This window comes from Clostridium sulfidigenes, from assembly GCF_000732635.1.
GTDB classification, from domain to species: Bacteria; Bacillota; Clostridia; order Clostridiales; family Clostridiaceae; genus Clostridium_J; species Clostridium_J sulfidigenes.
This window is the reverse complement of record NZ_JPMD01000031.1, coordinates 1-17,537: the sequence shown is the minus strand read 5'-3', so window position 1 is coordinate 17,537 and position 17,537 is coordinate 1. Positions and strand designations below refer to the sequence as shown.

The 17,537-nt window shown below is 29.6% G+C and carries 17 protein-coding genes and 2 pseudogenes; 1 reads left to right on the top strand and 18 read right to left on the bottom strand.

Annotated elements, in window-relative coordinates:
• Window positions 1–142: 142 nt before the first annotated feature.
• The 18 genes and pseudogenes from IO99_RS12425 to IO99_RS18465 all read right to left on the bottom strand — a co-directional run bounded on the left by IO99_RS12425 (window position 143) and on the right by IO99_RS18465 (window position 17,163).
• Window positions 143–2,074, bottom strand: coding sequence for an OPT family oligopeptide transporter (locus IO99_RS12425; RefSeq protein WP_035133903.1), 1,932 nt, complete (start codon window positions 2,072–2,074; stop codon window positions 143–145).
• A gap of 212 nt (window positions 2,075–2,286) precedes the next feature.
• Window positions 2,287–3,729 (bottom strand): aminoacyl-histidine dipeptidase, encoded by a 1,443-nt coding sequence (locus tag IO99_RS12420; protein ID WP_035133901.1) that lies wholly within the window; start codon window positions 3,727–3,729, stop codon window positions 2,287–2,289.
• A gap of 746 nt (window positions 3,730–4,475) precedes the next feature.
• Window positions 4,476–5,678: a sodium/glutamate symporter gene (gene gltS, locus IO99_RS12415; protein WP_035133898.1), complete on the bottom strand. Its 1,203-nt coding sequence runs from the start codon at window positions 5,676–5,678 to the stop codon at window positions 4,476–4,478.
• Window positions 5,679–5,737: 59 nt separating this feature from the next.
• Entirely contained in the window at window positions 5,738–7,072 is a 1,335-nt protein-coding gene (locus tag IO99_RS12410; RefSeq protein ID WP_035133896.1) for a TolB family protein, read from the bottom strand.
• A gap of 136 nt (window positions 7,073–7,208) precedes the next feature.
• Entirely contained in the window at window positions 7,209–7,994 is a 786-nt protein-coding gene (locus tag IO99_RS12405) for an EFR1 family ferrodoxin (protein ID WP_035133894.1), read from the bottom strand.
• A 170-nt stretch (window positions 7,995–8,164) separates the two neighbouring features.
• On the bottom strand, window positions 8,165–9,052 hold the full coding sequence (locus IO99_RS12400) for a tocopherol cyclase family protein (protein ID WP_035133892.1): 888 nt from the start codon (window positions 9,050–9,052) through the stop codon (window positions 8,165–8,167).
• Window positions 9,045–10,484 (bottom strand): FAD-dependent oxidoreductase, encoded by a 1,440-nt coding sequence (locus IO99_RS12395; RefSeq protein ID WP_035133890.1) that lies wholly within the window; start codon window positions 10,482–10,484, stop codon window positions 9,045–9,047. The genes IO99_RS12400 and IO99_RS12395 overlap by 8 nt, the downstream gene beginning before the upstream one ends.
• Before the next feature lie 111 nt (window positions 10,485–10,595).
• Window positions 10,596–10,850, bottom strand: a complete 255-nt coding sequence (locus IO99_RS19750; protein WP_341349092.1) for a PHP domain-containing protein — start codon at window positions 10,848–10,850, stop codon at window positions 10,596–10,598.
• Entirely contained in the window at window positions 10,840–11,310 is a 471-nt protein-coding gene (locus IO99_RS12390) for a PHP domain-containing protein (protein WP_341349090.1), read from the bottom strand. The genes IO99_RS19750 and IO99_RS12390 overlap by 11 nt, the downstream gene beginning before the upstream one ends.
• A 120-nt stretch (window positions 11,311–11,430) precedes the next feature.
• Window positions 11,431–12,096 (bottom strand): hypothetical protein, encoded by a 666-nt coding sequence (locus IO99_RS12385; RefSeq protein ID WP_035133888.1) that lies wholly within the window; start codon window positions 12,094–12,096, stop codon window positions 11,431–11,433.
• A 105-nt stretch (window positions 12,097–12,201) separates the two neighbouring features.
• Window positions 12,202–12,765, bottom strand: a complete 564-nt coding sequence (locus IO99_RS12380) for a hypothetical protein (RefSeq protein WP_035133886.1) — start codon at window positions 12,763–12,765, stop codon at window positions 12,202–12,204.
• A gap of 137 nt (window positions 12,766–12,902) precedes the next feature.
• A complete protein-coding gene (locus tag IO99_RS12375; RefSeq protein ID WP_035133885.1) occupies window positions 12,903–13,562 on the bottom strand; it encodes a hypothetical protein in 660 nt (219 codons plus the stop codon).
• Window positions 13,563–13,632: 70 nt separating this feature from the next.
• Window positions 13,633–14,313 (bottom strand): hypothetical protein, encoded by a 681-nt coding sequence (locus IO99_RS12370; RefSeq protein ID WP_035133883.1) that lies wholly within the window; start codon window positions 14,311–14,313, stop codon window positions 13,633–13,635.
• 27 nt (window positions 14,314–14,340) lie between these two features.
• Entirely contained in the window at window positions 14,341–14,493 is a 153-nt protein-coding gene (locus IO99_RS19100; RefSeq protein WP_156964357.1) for a hypothetical protein, read from the bottom strand.
• A gap of 33 nt (window positions 14,494–14,526) precedes the next feature.
• Complete coding sequence (locus IO99_RS12365; protein ID WP_035133880.1) at window positions 14,527–15,048, bottom strand: hypothetical protein; 522 nt, start codon at window positions 15,046–15,048, stop codon at window positions 14,527–14,529.
• 30 nt (window positions 15,049–15,078) lie between these two features.
• Entirely contained in the window at window positions 15,079–15,207 is a 129-nt protein-coding gene (locus IO99_RS19675) for a hypothetical protein (protein ID WP_278245245.1), read from the bottom strand.
• A gap of 157 nt (window positions 15,208–15,364) precedes the next feature.
• Window positions 15,365–15,619: pseudogene (locus IO99_RS18750) on the bottom strand (cell wall-binding repeat-containing protein); the annotation flags it as partial.
• A gap of 107 nt (window positions 15,620–15,726) precedes the next feature.
• Complete coding sequence (locus IO99_RS18465) at window positions 15,727–17,163, bottom strand: cell wall-binding repeat-containing protein (RefSeq protein ID WP_051824092.1); 1,437 nt, start codon at window positions 17,161–17,163, stop codon at window positions 15,727–15,729.
• Window positions 17,164–17,320: 157 nt separating this feature from the next.
• Between IO99_RS18465 and IO99_RS12355 the strand changes: the two are divergent.
• A pseudogene (locus IO99_RS12355) lies at window positions 17,321–17,537 on the top strand (transposase); the annotation flags it as partial.

The window sequence follows — 17,537 nt, the reverse complement described above, 5'->3', positions numbered from 1 at the left end:
ATTATCCTTTATTATGTACAATTAAGTTATTATAGCATATTAAAATCGCTTGTCCACAGATAGACTTTACCTGTGGCAAAGCGATTTCAAAATTATTATAAATATCTTATTTGAAAATAAGTATCTTCTTTAAAAGTTATAACTATTTAACAGCCTTATCCTTTTTACAAGAGAACATATAAATCCATAATCCTAGTAATAAGAACATTACACAAGCAAAAAGGTTGCTTTGAGTTATTCCAGTTAAGAAATTCTTACCAAATGCTATATCCACATTAGCAGCTACTAGTCCAGCTACTACTATACCCATTAATGCATCTCCAGCAACTAAACCTGATGCAAGAAGAGTTCCTTTTTCAACAACTTCCCCTCTTCTATCCTTATCCTTAGCGAATTTTCTTTCAACAATTTCTCTAATTATTCCACCAACTAAGATAGCAGCATTTAAAGTTATTGGAAGGTATATACCAAGAGCAACTGGTAATATTGCTATTCCAGCTAATTCACAGAATAATGCAATTGCAGCTCCTACTATTATTAATGTCCATGGTAATTGGGCTGTCATAATACCTTCAACAATCATTTTCATAAGTGAAGCTTGTGGTGCAGATACAGCTTCACTACCTATTCCATAAGCAGTGTTTAACATATTAATTACAAGTGCAGAGAATACACCAGCAATTGCAAGTGCTATAAACATTCCTAATTGAACTTTTTTAGGTGTACCACCAATGATAAATGTAGTTTTTAAACTTTGTGCTGCTCCTCCAGCTACTGCTATAGCAACACAAACAACTCCACCTATTAATATACATCTTGACATTTGATCTTGACCTACTCCACCAGTCAACTTAACTATAGTAGTTACAAATAACATTGTAGCTATAGTCATTCCTGAAACCGGATTGTTAGATGCTCCTATTATACCAACCATTCTAGCAGAAACAACAGCAAAGAAGAAGCTGAATAAAACTGCCATGATTCCACCTACGAATCCACCATTAATCATTGGTAATAACCAAGTTAATGCAAATCCAAAGGCTGCTGCCATAATAACCCAAGTAAGTGGTGCTTCCATGTCAATTCTACTAACCTTATCATTTTTACCAACACCGATTCCACCCATAGCTTGTTTGAAGCTTGTTATTATTGTTGGCATAGATTTAGCAAGTGAAACAAAACCACCCATTGCAACTGCACCAGCACCAATATATTTAATGTAATTAGACCATATTTCATTAGCACTCATCTCAGCTATAATTTTTGTAGCAGGATATAGTGGTTCTACAAGTCCAGTTCCTAAGAATTTAATTAACGGTATAAGTGCAAACCAAGCTATAACAGAACCACCAAACATAAGTAAAGATGCTCTAGTACCAACTATAAATCCAACACCAAGAAGTGATGCTAAGGTGTCAAATCCCATCATTGTACCTTGATAGCTTTTAATAACATAAGTAGCTTGTTCTCCCCAAAGTGCAAATCCACCTGAGAAAAGTTTGTATCCAGCCCCTACTCCAAGACCAGTCATAACTGTTTTGAATCCTTGTCCACCTTCACTACCAGTTACAAGAACTTCAGCTGCAGCCATACTTTCTGGATAAACTAAGTTTCCGTGTTCTTCTACGATTAAGTATCTTCTAAGTGGTGTAATAAAGAATACTCCCATAACTCCACCAATTATTGTAACAATAACAACAGTTAAAATACTTAAATTTAACCCCCATAATATTAATGCTGGTAAGATAAATATAACTCCACCGGCGATAGACTCTCCCATAGCAGCTAAAGATGCTACTACATTAGCTTCTAGGATGTTATTTCTCCTAAACATTCCCTTTAATACTCCAGTTGCAATAATAGCACCAGGAATACCAGCTGATATTGTCATACCAACCTTCAGACCAAGATACGTATTAGCTGCGGCAAAAACACATGCCAAAATAATACCTAAAATAATTGAGTAACCTGTTGTTTCAGGCATTGCCATTGATGTTGGGACAAAAGGAACATACTCTTCACCTTTGCAACCACCATAAGCATTTTGAGATAATTTTCTTTTTTCTTGGCTCATTAACTTTTCCTCCTTTTTGTTCTTAAACAAGGCACCCTAAAGAAGTCTCTAATTTATATGTTTTAAAGTTAAATTTATCATGAAACTATATCTTCATCTTGTATCAATAATCTTAATAAAGATATAAACACATCAATTAGTACTTCTTAGGATGCCCAATTTTTTATCTTAAATATCTAAAGTAAAATTAACTCTAGGTATTTATTTAGCATTTATTTAATATTTTCTAATAGTGCTTTTATGAAGTTCCATACTCTTTCAACAGATGATATACTCATATGTTCATTTGGAGTGTGTACATCAAATAGATTTGGTCCAAAGCTTATCATATCCACATCTGGCATTTTTTCTTTTAAAAGCCCACATTCAAGTCCTGCATGTATAGCATCTATTTTTGGTTCTTCACCAGCAACATTTTTATATGTCTCTATACATAAATCTCTTATTGGTGAGTTTGGTTCATATTGCCATTCAGGATAATCTGAATCATTAATAACTTCAGCACCAACTAATTTTGCTACTACATCTATTCTATCTGTAATTGCATTTTTCAATGTTTTTACAGAACTTCTTACAGCAGAAATGAACGTAACTTTTTCTTCACTAAACTCTATTACTCCTAAGTTAAGACTACTTTCAACTAAGCCTTTAATATCCTCACTCATAGTTTGAATTCCATTTGGAGCTACTACTAAATAAGAAACTATTTTTTCAGTTACTTCCTTAGTTAATTGTTTGCTAGTTTCTGATTTTTCAACTATTACAGTTACATCTGGATCTTGTATTCTTAACTCAGTTTTAAATATTTCTAATGATTTTGTAGCTATCTGTTTAACTTTTTCTACATCCTTAGCTGCTACTGTAATTGTAGCTTCTGCTTCACGAGGAATTGCATTGTTTTTAGCTCCTCCACTTATATGAGAAATATTAAAATCTACCTCTTTTGATATGGCATTTAATAATCTTCCCATAAGTTTATTAGCATTTCCTCTTTGTTTTATTATTTCCATACCAGAGTGTCCGCCTTTTAAGCCTTTAACTTCTAGTTTTAAAGCCTCATTAGAAACATCTTCCCATTGATTATTTATATTTACATAGTTAGTAACTCCACCAGCACAGCTTACAAGGAATATTCCTTCTTCTTCCGAGTCAATGTTCAATAATATTTTTCCATCAAGTTTTTTAGGATCTACTGCTATAGCCCCATACATACCTGTCTCTTCACCTGTAGTAACAAATAATTCTATAGCAGGATGTTTTAACTCTTTTGAATCTAAAATAGCTAATCCATAAGCTACAGCTATTCCATTATCTGCTCCTAGTGTTGTTCCATTAGCATAAAGATAATCTCCATCGATTCTAAGCTCTAATGGATCCTTTTCAAAATCATGTACCTTATCCTTATTCTTTTCACAAACCATGTCCATATGACCTTGGATTGTTACTACTGGTGCATTTTCATATCCTTGTGTAGCAGGTTTTTTAATGATTACATTTAACTCATCATCTTGTATTACTACAAATCCTCTTTCCTTACCAAAGTTAGCCAAATAATCACTGATAACCTTTTCATTACCTGAACCATGAGGTATCTTAGTTAATTCTTCAAAATAACCAAGAACTTTTTCTGGATTTATTCCATTTAATATAGACATAAAAATCCCTCCACTATTTGTATTTGTTATGTAATATGAATCCAATAATATATCTCATTATTCGACATATTGTATTGTTTAAATTATTATTTTAAAGTAATTTTATACTTATAAATCTACAAAGTCAACATATATAAACATAAATATCTATAAAAAATTTATATAAATTCTATTTGAATTTTCTATTTTTATATAACTTAAAAAGTTCCTATAAAAATTATCACCTTATACTAATATAACATATTAGTATAAGGCATCATATTTAATTCTATTGCAATAAAATTGTGTAATTACAACATTTAATTTTATAATAGTTTTAGAAATATTATGGTAGTGCTACATAATATGCAGCATTCATTATTTATTAAAATACTCCCCTTTGTTATTTATTAAAATATAATCCTATATAATACTTATGCTTTTTATAACAATTTATGAATAATTGTATGCAAATGTGATTTAAATAATTTTTAATAAAATCAGCATGTAAAAGTTTTACATGAATCTTATCTCCCATGTTAAATTTAAAATAATATATCATTTTAATTAAAATTCCCCTAAATTTTATTCGACTTTTTATGACAACTTTTTCTAATCTCATAATTATTATATCTTTTATGAATTAATTTCATACATTTTAACCTAAGAAAAGCAACATACTATTTACATTTTAATAGTATATTGCTTTTTCTTTTATATTCTAATATTTTAATGTGTCGTTGTTCTATGATTACTTAGATCAATGGCTAATGAATTATATTTATAAATAGTGTAATAATTGCAGAGTTTACGAAATCTATAAATAAGCATCCTACAATTGGTACTACAAAATATGGGGTAGGTGCAAATCCAAATTTATTTGAAAGTGCATCCATATTAGCTACAGCATTAGGTGTAGCTCCCATTCCAAATCCGCAGTTTGCAGATGCAAAAACTGCTGCTTCATAATCTCTACCCATAATTCTAAAGGTTATAAAATATGTAAATACACTTATAAGAATTGTTTGTGCTATTAACATAACAACCATAGGAATTGCTAAATCTAGAAGTTCCCATAACTTTAATCCCATAAGAGCCATAGATAAAAAGAAGGATAAGCTGATACCTCCAAGATTTTCAATTTCTTTTTCCACTAACTCAATATTTGTGGCATCACAAATATTTCTTATAATTGCAGCTACAAGCATAGCCCCAATATAAGATGGAAAAGTTAAACCAATTCCCTGAATAAAATTAGATATTATAGATCCTATTCCCATTGCTATAAAGATCCAAGATGCACCTGACATTAATCTTTTATGACATAGTATATCTTGATTGTCTTCATTAAAATCTCCTAGTGGCATACAGGTATTATCATCATCCTCCTTCATAGGAGTGTTAAGCTTATGACGTATAATTAATGTTCTAGCAACCAATCCTCCAATTATACTTCCCATAACCAGTCCAAAAGTCGCAGAAGCAAAGGACACAGTTGTGGCACCTGCAATTCCCATTTCTTCTAGAATAGGTCCAAATGACCCCGCTGTACCATGTCCCCCTATCATAGGAATAGAGCCTGTACAAATCCCTAATAAGGGTTCTAAATTAAACAAAGTTGCTAAAGCAACTCCAACTGTATTTTGTAGAATTACTAAAAGTACTGATATAATTAAGAATGTTACTACTTTTATACCACCTTTTTTTAATATTCTAATACTAGCCGTAAACCCAACACTAGTGAAAAATGCAGTCATAAAAATATTTTGTAGAGTTGTATCTAAATTAATAGTTATAAATCCTGTCAGTCTAAATATAAGCATAAGTATTGCAAAAATAAGACCTCCTACAACTGGTGCTGGTATGCAATACTTTTCTAATATAGATATTTTTTCTTTTAAATATCTTCCAAAATAAAAAACCATAGAAGCTAATGCCATTGTTTGAAATATGTCTAATGTCAATTCCATAAATTTATCTTTCCTCTCATCATATGTGTATCTTAGTGCGTAAGTATTAAATTTTTAAATCATTGAGTTATCTCCATATTATGAAACACCTTCTTCATATCGTAATGTCCATAATACCAAAAATACTCGTTTATACTTGCACTATCATCCAAATGTAAAATGTTATTAATAATAACTTGTTCCTTCCCCTCCCTATTTCCCTTAATTAAAGAAAATTTATTTTCTTTATCCTTTCTTATAAATACAAATTCACTATCATCATTAATATAATTAGGATAAAAATCCCATCCTACAGATGAGTTAGTCAATTTAGTAATTTCATTATTTTCTAAGTTTACTTCATATATATGTTGATTGTTGGAATTTTCCCATTGCTGAAGATTTTCACTATAAGTTGAGGCTGAATATACTATCTTTCTACCATCACTAGAATAACTTGGAGTCATAGCTACTTCTCCATCCTTAGTGATTTTTTTAAAACTTTCATCTTCTAAATTTAAGATTCCTAAAGTTTTATCTACATTCATAAACCTATATGCACCATTTATAATAGCCACTAAGTTATCATCTATTGGTGATGCAGACATCATATCCTCATAAGTTAAAACTATAATCTCTTCATTAAGTACTTCTCTACACTTGTTACTTTCATCATTATAAACTCCTATAGGCACTCCATCTGCTGTCATTGATGCAGAATTAGGTCTACACCATACAATTAAATTAACTCCATTAATAGAGATGGTAGCCATCTTTGGATCCAACCCTAAATCATGATTTTGGGAACTTATAGGTATATATGGTATCACTACTTTTTCTTTTTTAGTTGCTAAATCTAACTTAACTATTCCTAGAGGAAAAGGATAATTATCCGAATTACCTTTTTTCATAATATTCTTTGTTGCAAATAAAGAGTTATCTTTTCCTAATAAAATTTGTGTATAAAACTCTTTTCCTCCAGTGAAAATTTCTTTAGTTTTATCTTTAACTCCAAATATATATACTCCACCTGTGGACTTAGAATAAATTAAATTTCCATCTTTATCCCATTGATATGCAGTAATACTATCATCTACATTAGTAGTATTTTCTACTTTTTTATAAAAATCTATTTTTGTTACATACAAGTTATTCTTAATATCCCTATAGGCTACATAACCATTTCCACTTATAATTGGCTCTCTATAAGCTCCTTCGTTAAGCATTATTTTCTCTGAAGGGTTATTTATATTCACTGCCCAAATACCATCATCTTTTATAACTACTGCTACCTCAATTTTATTATCTTCTTTTCCATGTGCTAAAGCATAACTTCTATCCTTAGCAAAAGCTATATCATATAATATAAAATTGAAAATAAGTAATACAAAAATAACTCTAAGTAAGTTTTTCATGGATGAACTCCCCTTTTAAATTTCGTACTCTTATTATTATTTTTATTATAAAAATATATACATGTTTTAAAAGTAAAGTCATAGTCCTAAAGAGAGTCTTTAAAAGTTCACTGAGCTATATAGGATTATTGCCCAGTTATATTTTCATTTCACCTACAGCAATTTTAGAGTTTTTATATTTCTTTTTATTAATTGTATATTTTCCATATTGGATGGCTTCCTTAGGGCAATAACTTATACATGCTAAACATTGACAGCAGTTATCTCCCCATTTAGGAACTTTATCAACTTTAATGCATTTAGTATTGCATACCTGTTCACAAAGCTTACATCCTATACAATCATCTGTAACATGAAACTTTTTAGTATTTATAGCTAACTTATTGAATATAGGATTAGCTATAGCTGTCATAACCTTAGGCATTGGTCCTGTTTCAACTTTAAATACATCCCTAACTTTATCACCTATAAGATTATTTACTTCTCCAATGGTCTCCAAAGCCTTAGACATCTTACTATTCACAATATCATCTTCATCTGCTCTTCCAAGGATAATATAATTATTAGGCATAACAATTGAAAATCCACTATTTAACTTTAAACCCTTAGCACCTAGCTTTTTCTCTAGTATTTTCATGTTATTTCCTATGTTCTCACCACAGGTTACTACTGCTGTTAAATAATTGTTCTTATAGTTATTTAATTTTATCTTACTAATGAATTTAACTACTGGTGCTGGCGGTGCCCAAGCATAGATAGGATAAACAAATATTATCTTTTCTCCTGGTTTTAAGTCATATTCATAAAAATCTTTATCTTGTTTCATTTCCTTTGAAATTGCAATTAATTCTTCTCCTTGGTTACTGGATAAATTTTTTGCTACGTATAAAGAATTTCCTGTGCCTGAAAAATAAAATATCATGAATAAACCCTCCATATATATTTTTTTGCTATTGTTTTAATATACCATATAGATATATATTTATGAAATAGTCTTTTTAAAAATATTAAACTAGCATCTTTATATTTTTAATGCTAGTTTAATATTAGTTTAGAATTTAGTTTTTATCAGGTCTAGAGACATTTAAATTCCTATCTATCCACATATTCAAAACTACAGTTATCACTTTCTATATCAAAGACTAAATTATCCTCTATATAAAACTTATAGTTAGCTGAGCAAGCTGCATTTTCATGAATAGTTCTGCACATATTACCACTTGAGGGTGCTAATAACTTTTGTGGATTTCCATCAGTAACTTTTATCTGTAGTTCATACTTACCTCTTTTTAACATTAGTGACTTGCAATTATATTTAAGAATCTTAACTCCATTATAGGTGGATAATCTATATTCTCTTCCTTTATAATATACAACGCATATACATCCTTTAAAATTTATTCCCATAAAAGGTATATCTGCTATAGCTGCCATTATAGATATTTTTTCATTTTCAAAATCATTACACTGGGTCCATAAATAAGTTTTTGGGAAAGAGTTGCCTCTATCTGTTTCAATATATCCAACTCCATCATTAAAACTTACGTCTTCACCATTAATAATTAAATTTCCCCTTAATTTATGATATAAACTAATAATGCCATGGCTACATTCCATGAAAGGTATAAAGCTAAAAGGTCCCATGATGTCATATTTTACAGGAGTCAATAAGTCATATTCTATTTTTCCATCTATAGTTAATCCCTCATCTTTAATGTGGATTTCAATGCCTTTAGATGAAAAAATACTATCTCCAATTTTTATTCTTAACTTATCTTTATAAACTATAAATTTAGAAAAACTATAATTTATATTATATGAATTTCTATTAGTTATCACTTGTATAAAGGCTGATCTATTTCCTTTACTATCTATATTTATGCCAGGTATAAAGGATATAGTATCCTCACCCTTTTGATGTTTAAAATACCAGCCCTCAAAAAAATTCTTTTTCCTTGTATAACATTTAATTTTATTCATGGGATAATCCCCCAATAGCTGGACTTTCTATCCAATTACCCTTGTAATCAAATCTAGAGCCATGACATGGACAATCCCATGATAACTCATCAGGATTCCATTGAAGCTCACAGCCTAAATGAGGACATTTTGTAGTTACAGTAAATATATTACCATTATTATCTTTGTATACCCCAACTTTCTCTCCATTATATTCTACAATTCCACCATGACCAGTTTCTACCTTCTCTACCTGCTCACTTGGAATGTGAATTTTTTGTGCTATAAAATTCTTTGTAGTTTCTATTACATCCTGGGTTAGGTTTTTACTGGATGCTGACATATCAAATCTTGTAGGAGAAAATATCTCTGCAAAATCATTTTTATTTCCGGATATCATATCAGATAAAATCATAGCTGCCACCATAGAAGATGTCATTCCCCACTTTTTATAACCCGTTGCCACATATACATTAGGAGTTTCAGTGGAATATTGACCAATGTAAGGTATTTCATCTATAGGAATACAATCTTGAGCAGACCAATGATATTTTTCCTTAGCATTAGGATATAACTCCTTTGCTACCTGTCTTAATTCTTCATATTTACCACCAGCTTCATTCTTACCAGTTCTATGAGAACCTCCACCAAGCAATAATAAGTCCTTATAATTTCTAAAAGAATATCCCCATTTATCAATACCAATGTACATTCCATTGACATCTTGAGCATTCTCTAAAGCTATAACATAGGATCTTTCTTGATGCATTCTAATGAAATAATATCCAGGTGTATTCATAATTGGATAGTGAGTAGCTACTACTATTACATTAGCAGCAACCATCCCTTTATCTGTAACAACTAGCTCCTCTTTAATTTCTAAAGCTTTAGTATTTTCGTAAATGGTTAAGTCTTCAGTAATAACTTCTAAAAACTTAAGAGGATTAAATTGACCTTGGTTATAAAATTTCAAAGCTGCCTTAACCTTAAAAGGAAGCTCTGTATTTTCTAAAAGTTTAGCTTTTATTCTTAACTTAGTTGCCGCTTCTAATTCTTTTTTTAAAGCTTCAACATTGTCCATGGTATATAGATAAGCATCCTTCTCTTCAAAATCACACTTAATTCTCTCATTCTCTATTATCTCTTTATATTTTTTTATAGCTAACTCATTGGCACTTGCATATTGTCTTGCCTTCTCTTCTCCAAATTCCTTAATTAACTTATCATAAATTAAGGAGTGCTGAGAAGTTATCTTGGCAGTAGTATTTTTTGTATTTCCACTACAAATCTTTTCAGCCTCAATTATAACTACATCTATTCCTTTTTTCTTTAGCATATAGGCAGTTAATATTCCTGTTATACCGGCTCCTATAACTACTACATCTGCCTCTATATTTCCATTTAAGGATTCCCTCTTTTTAAAATTACAGCTTTCACTCCATACAGATTTCATAAAATCACCTCATAAATAGTATTCCATTTTAGTGATTTTATACACAATTAATTATTAATAAAGGTGATATATCCACACAATAATAACATTTTGTTGATATATCGCCTTATATTATCTTTTTCCTAATATATATTCTAATGAATCTATATTAAAATTTAAAACAAGTTTCTCTGGGAAATCTATCTCCTTAAGTAACTCATAGCAGGATGAAAATTCTCCTACATCATAATAAATATGAGCGTCACTGCCCATTATTATTTTAACTCCATGTTTTCTACATAAGTTTAGAAGAGTTATTTGATTTTCTCTAGCATTTCTTCTAAAGCTCTTTGGAGATATGGATGTATTATTCATTTCAAAAACCATATTTTTTTTCTTTAGCCGCTAATACTACTTTTTCATAATCTAAAGGAAATCTACTATCATCAGGATGACCAATGATTTTAACATAAGGATTATCCATAACCTTTATTAAAGCATTAGTATTTTCTTCAATGGTTCCTGGTGCTACACAAGGTGGATGCATACTAGCTATGACATAGTCAAGTTCCAGTTCCAGCTCCTCTTGTACATCTATTCTACCTTCATAATCCATTATGTTAGCCTCTATTCCTTTTAGAATTCTAACTCCCATAATTTCATCCTTAATCACCTTTAAATTATTAAAATAATATTCATGAGCTGTACCTGGCATAGATATAGCATGATCTGAAACTCCAAGGACCTTTAGCCCCTTATCTCTAGCTTCCTCAATATTTTCCTTTAAAGTACTATAAGCATGCCCACTAGAAATAGTATGGGTATGTAAATCCATTAAAGCCTTCATTATATCCCTCCATTACTTTATTTTTCTTTAGTCCTATCACTATCCTCTATATTACCCCAAAACTGCATAATAAAAAAGGGATAGTATGAACTTCCCTTTCATAATCAATATGTAGATATTTTACAATATAAATTTAACTACACCTTCATCAACTATAACCTTAACAATTGGTACCCCAGTAGAAATAACACTATATTCAGTTCCATCATCTGATACAACATTATAGTGTAGATAAATCTGCATACTTTCAGTGTTGTTTGGAACTATAGAATATTCTATTTTTTCAACATTAATACCTTTTATACTTTTACCTTGGAATTGCTCAAAAAAGTAATCTCTTGATGATATGAACTTTTCCTTTTTCTCATCACTTAAAGAACCTAATAAGGGTTCGCTACCAAAATTTAATTGATAGAATTCCCTAGACTCAAAAGCTTTATCCCCATTTTTCCAAAAATCATTTAAAAACTCATATGTTTGTTTTATAAGCTCATTTTTCCCATGTGTATTTTCATCATATAAAACTGCATTTTCCACTTGTGAATCCTTAAGTTGATTGAATGCTTTAACATCACTAGAATTTGTATCATTTTCATCCTTAGTTTTATTAGTTTCAGTGGCAACTTCCTCCTTAGAAGCTTGGCTACTCTCAGGAGATTTATCATTATCTGCTACTACACTTTCTTCTGCCTTATCCTTAGAATTTGTCTCTTTTTCTTTTCCTCCGCACCCTACTAATGTAACTAAACTACATATTATAAGAGTGGATACTAAAAATTTTTTCATTTTTTCACTACTTTCTTATTAATTAATAATTTATTTAAATATCGTATGCATATAAAACTTATGATATCTATTTTTCATGTTCTATTCTAAGAGAATATAATACTATTATTTTACTTCATTAATCTGAATATCTGAAAAATTTTTAACGTCATTAATAAACTGGTATGTAACTACTTCTGTCATATATAGATCATTAGTATATTGTTTGTTTAACTCTTTAAAATTGTATTGTTCTTTTTTACCATCATTATAATTTATCTCAATTAATGGTTGTCCTATTATAGATAAGCACTCTTTATTTCTATCTATCTCAATTAATTGTATATCACTATATGGTATGATGTACTTTTCTTCTCTTCCCCCTTTTTCATCTTCTCTATCAATACTCTCATACAATATTATAAGCTTATCTTCATAAACTTTAATTTTACCAGGTAAAAGCTTAAATTTCCCCTTTGAGGTATGTAAAGCTGGTATAAGTGCCCCTAAAAAAAGTGCACACTGCCCACCTGCCCTCAACAAAGACTTCCCCTCTATAAGCATACTAATAGATAATATAATAGTAACTACTATCCCAAACTTTAAGAAAAATCTTTTTAACTTTCCTTTTTTAAAAGTAACATATATTTTCCTTCTAAAGTTATACATTTTTTCAACTGTTTCTTCCATAAATATACCTTAATTATCCTTTCTTTATTTCAAAATAATATATCCTATTATCTTAAATACTTATTAAACAAAATTCTAATTTACTATACTATAAATAATTATCTGCCTTGTCCCTGATAATTATATGTTTTTATATTTTACTCTTCCTGTTTATTTATAACTTGTACCTTAATCCCAGTCTTTTCTTCTAATGTTCTTATTAAATCCTCACTGTTTTCATAATAAAGATAAAATCTTCTTTTATCATCTTTATGATTTTCAATATATAGAATCTGATTCTCTTCATAGTTTGAATATACTGTAAGCTTCATATCCCCATATATCTCCAACCGCTCATGGTAAGTATTCACTACAAGCCTTTTAATGCCCCTATACTGAATTCTATCTAGTGTATATTGATTTGTTGATGAATTATTAGGTACAAATCCATATTCTAAACCACCATCACTAAGTATTAATGTTTCATTTAAATAATAGTTAATACTATCAGCACAAGTATTTTTTAATGATCTAAAATATATAAAAACTGGCATACCTATGAACATAATTACAATACCAACTGATGCACTACAAATATTATATAATGTATTAGCTTTAATTTCCTCTATATTCTTTCCATCGAAAATAAAATCTGTTGCAGTCCATGGAAGAGACGGTAGTATGATTAATGCTGCAATTACAATAACTATTAATATATATCTTACCCATTTTCTTTTATCCCACTTTGGATGATTTCTTATTTGCTTTCTTTTAATCCTTTTTTTTTCTGAATAATTTACTTTATACTCCTTTGTCATTTAAATTCCCCTCAATATTTTAAATATTTATGAGCTATATTATATTTCATAATTTAATAATAACTACTTATCAATCTGCTCTATTATAACTTTCATCTACCTCATCTATAACTTGTACCTTAATTCCACTCTTTTCTTCCAACGTCTTTATGAAGTCTTCACTATTTTCATAATAAAAATCTATTACTGTAGTATTATTAGGATATTTTTTTGTATGATCTACTACATCATTTTCATAATCAGAATATACTATCAATCCCATATCTCCATATATCTTTAGCTTTTGAGAATATTTATTTAATACTATCTTTTTTATATTCTCATATTTTATTATCTCTATATAGTACTCTTTTATAGATGCTCTATCGCTCCCTCTATATCCACTATTAATTTCCTTATAAGTAAGTATTAGTATTTCATCAGTAATCCATCCTATATTATCGCTACAAGAATTCTTTAATGAACGGAAATATAGAAAAACTGGCATAAATATGAAAACAACAGCAAACATTAAAAACAGACATAAATTATTAAATAAAGTATCAGTTCCTATTTCTTCAATATTCCTTCCATCGAAAATAAAATCTGTTGCAATCCATGGAAGCAATGGCATTATAATTAATGATGCAATTACAATAACTATTAATATATACCTTACCCATTTTCTTTTTTTCCATTTTGGATGCTTCTTTATACGATCTTGTATTAGCTTTTTTCTCTTTCTATTATCTACTCTATATTCTTTTACCATTTTTAACCTACCTCTATAATCTAAATATTATAGCCTAGAATTACTAAATCCTAAATCACTTATCTTTTGAGTTACTTTTTTATCTAAAGAATCTGCATAGTTTTCTATATTCCTACATGCACTCTTTGATGTTGATATAGTACTTTTTAAATCTGAGTAATCAACTATCAATACTCCCACTTATGTTTCCCCCATTATTATAATAACTACTTATCAATCTACTCTAGTATATCTTTCATCTACCTCATCTATAACTTGTACCTTAATTCCAGTCTTTTCTTCTAGTGTTTTTATGAAATCTTCACTATTTTCATAATAAAGATTAATCGTTGTTTTTTTATTTTGATACTTTTTTATATAATCTATTACATCATTTTCATAATCAGAATAAACTATCAATCTCATATCTCCATATATATCTAGTGTTTCATAATATTTATTTAATACTAGTTTTCTTATATGCTTATATTTTATTATATCTATATAATACTCTTTACTAGATGATATATCTTGCCCTCTATACCCCTTATTTAATTCTTCATTATTAAGTATCAATATTTCATCTGTAAGATATCCTATATGCCCTCTGCATTGATTTTTTAATGAACGGAAATATAGAAAAACTGGCATCCCTATGAAGAAAGCAATTGATGAAAATGACATCTCACTTCCCATTAATAAAGTTTTGATCCCAACCTCATCTATACTTTTTCCATCATAAACATGTTCTGTCATGATCCAACCACGAGCGGGAATAATTATTAACTACAAAATTAAAGTAACTACTAATCCATATCTTACCCATTTTCTTTTTTTCCACTTCGGATGCTTCTTTATACGGTCTTGTATTATTTTTTTCATTTTTATATTATCTACTCTATATTCTTTTACCATTTTTACCCCACCTCTATAAACTAAATATTATAATATAGTATCTACCATGTATAATTTCCTACAAGCTTGGTGGTCTTAAGTTTATTACTCTCATAGTTCTTCCAAGTATCAATATTTTTCTTCTAATCTGCCTTTTTATATAAATTCATTAATTTTCCTACTTCACTAACTGTTTAACAATACTATCACTTACAACTAATGTACTGCCTAAAACATAAAGTTTAGTTATATTAGACTTATCTAAGAAAGCCTTCTGAGTTGTAACATCTCCATTTACTAGTAATATCGGAGAAGCTGTTTTACTTGCTAATGCACCACCTACCAAAGCATCTGGGAAGTTTAGTCCATATGAAACTAAAGCTGTAGTTTGAGTATCTTCTGTAGAGTAATTAGCAATTTTTAAAGATGTTTCAAATCTATTTTTTCACCTAGTCTTACAAAATTTCCATAAGATTTTAACTGTTTTTCTATAGCTTTTTAACGTCAATATCAAAATCTATAATGATGAATTTTTTATTTTTAGTTTCTATACCCAATTGTTGCCCCTCTTGCACCAACAAATTTTATGGTATAAGTTCCATTTCCTTCTCTATATACATTTATTTTAACTACATTACATGCCGCAATCTCACTTCCACCAGCCTTTTCAAAATAAGGAAATAGTCCTTCATAACTATTAAATGCTTTCTCTGGCACACCTGTTATGGTACCTACTGTAGGCCTCATAAGAATTTCTTTAATACCATTCCAACTAAATTTATTAAGAGCATTGATAGTATTAGCCTTATTTACATTTCCATTTATATAGTTATCTGCTACAACAAAAAAATCATTGATATATGGAAAATTTCCAATATAATTAGCTGCTTTTGGGTATATTATTGATCTTGCTTTATTGGTAATAGCTTCATCATATTTTGATGACTCTACTAATTTTGATAAGATACTATCAGATATAGCGCTAGTCCCTCCCATTACATACACTTTATTTATTTTAGTGCTATCTAAATATCCTCTCTGTTTACTTACATCTCTACCAACAAGTACAACCGGCGAATTATTTTTAGCAGCTAGTACACTTCCTGTAAGCGCATCTGGAAAATTTAATCCATTAGCAATTACAGCTGTAGTTGTATCCTGGTTAAAGTATTTAGCTATTTTTAAAGAAGTTTCGTATCTATCTTTCCCACCTAGTCTTACTACCTTACCCACTCCTTTTAAAGAATTTTCAATAGATGACGATACTGCTACTGTACCTCCTGCAATATAAATATTCTTTGGTGATATAGATTTTATCTTGGCTAATATATCACTTCTTAAAGTTCCATCCACTAAGAATATTGGCATTCCTTTAGTTCCTGCTATTCCTGAAGACGATAAACTATCTGCAAAAGATTTCGAATTTGCAACTATAATATCAGTACCCTTTGGTATATTTAAATCACTTACTATTTTTAAATTAGTTTCAAATCTATTTGCTCCTCCAAGCCTTTTAAAATTGGTATATCCTTGGGCTTTTAATGAAGTTATAATGCTATCAGGTATTACGCTAGTACCCCCTAATAAGTAAATTGTTCCTGATTTATTTAACTTATTTTTTATATAACTTATTACCTGAGTATTATCTGCATTTTTCATGCTAGCTAAAAGTATTGGAGCATTCTTCTGTACGGCCAGTGTAGACCCACTTAAAGCATCTGGAAAATTAAAAGCATTTGCTAAAACTACAGCATCAACTTTTCCAGTTGAAATAGTATCAGCTATTTTAAACGCAGTTTGAAATCTATTATCTCCCCCTAGTCTTGAACTAGTATAAGTCTTAGAAATTCCCGTTGCTGCAAATACCTCTGTTGGATTTCCAACTATTTTATTTACTCCTACCCCATACACACCACTAACTAAGCAAGTTGTTATAATTGCCATTGTAGCCATTTTAAAATACTTTTTCTTTACCATAAACTTTTCCCCCTTTATTTACATATTTTAGTCGCTTGCATAACCCTCAAACCCGTTAGGGTTCAAGGATTTACAAGCTATATCAAAAAGGATTTCCCCCACCTCACGGCGAATATATTATTATCTAACCCAAAATATACCCAAGGAGGAGTCCTTTATGATTCAATTAAAAAATCAACTTTTACTCTCTGACATTTATGAAGAGGTCGCAGACTATTTTCAGGAAGATAAACCTAAATTTATAAAAATATTTGAGAAGCACATTAATATGAAATTACTGATACCTCAAACTTTTTATAATGCCTACTATTCTTCAACTGGCCATCCTAGAGAGTATTCTTTATCCTCAATGCTAACCGCATTAATAGTTCAAA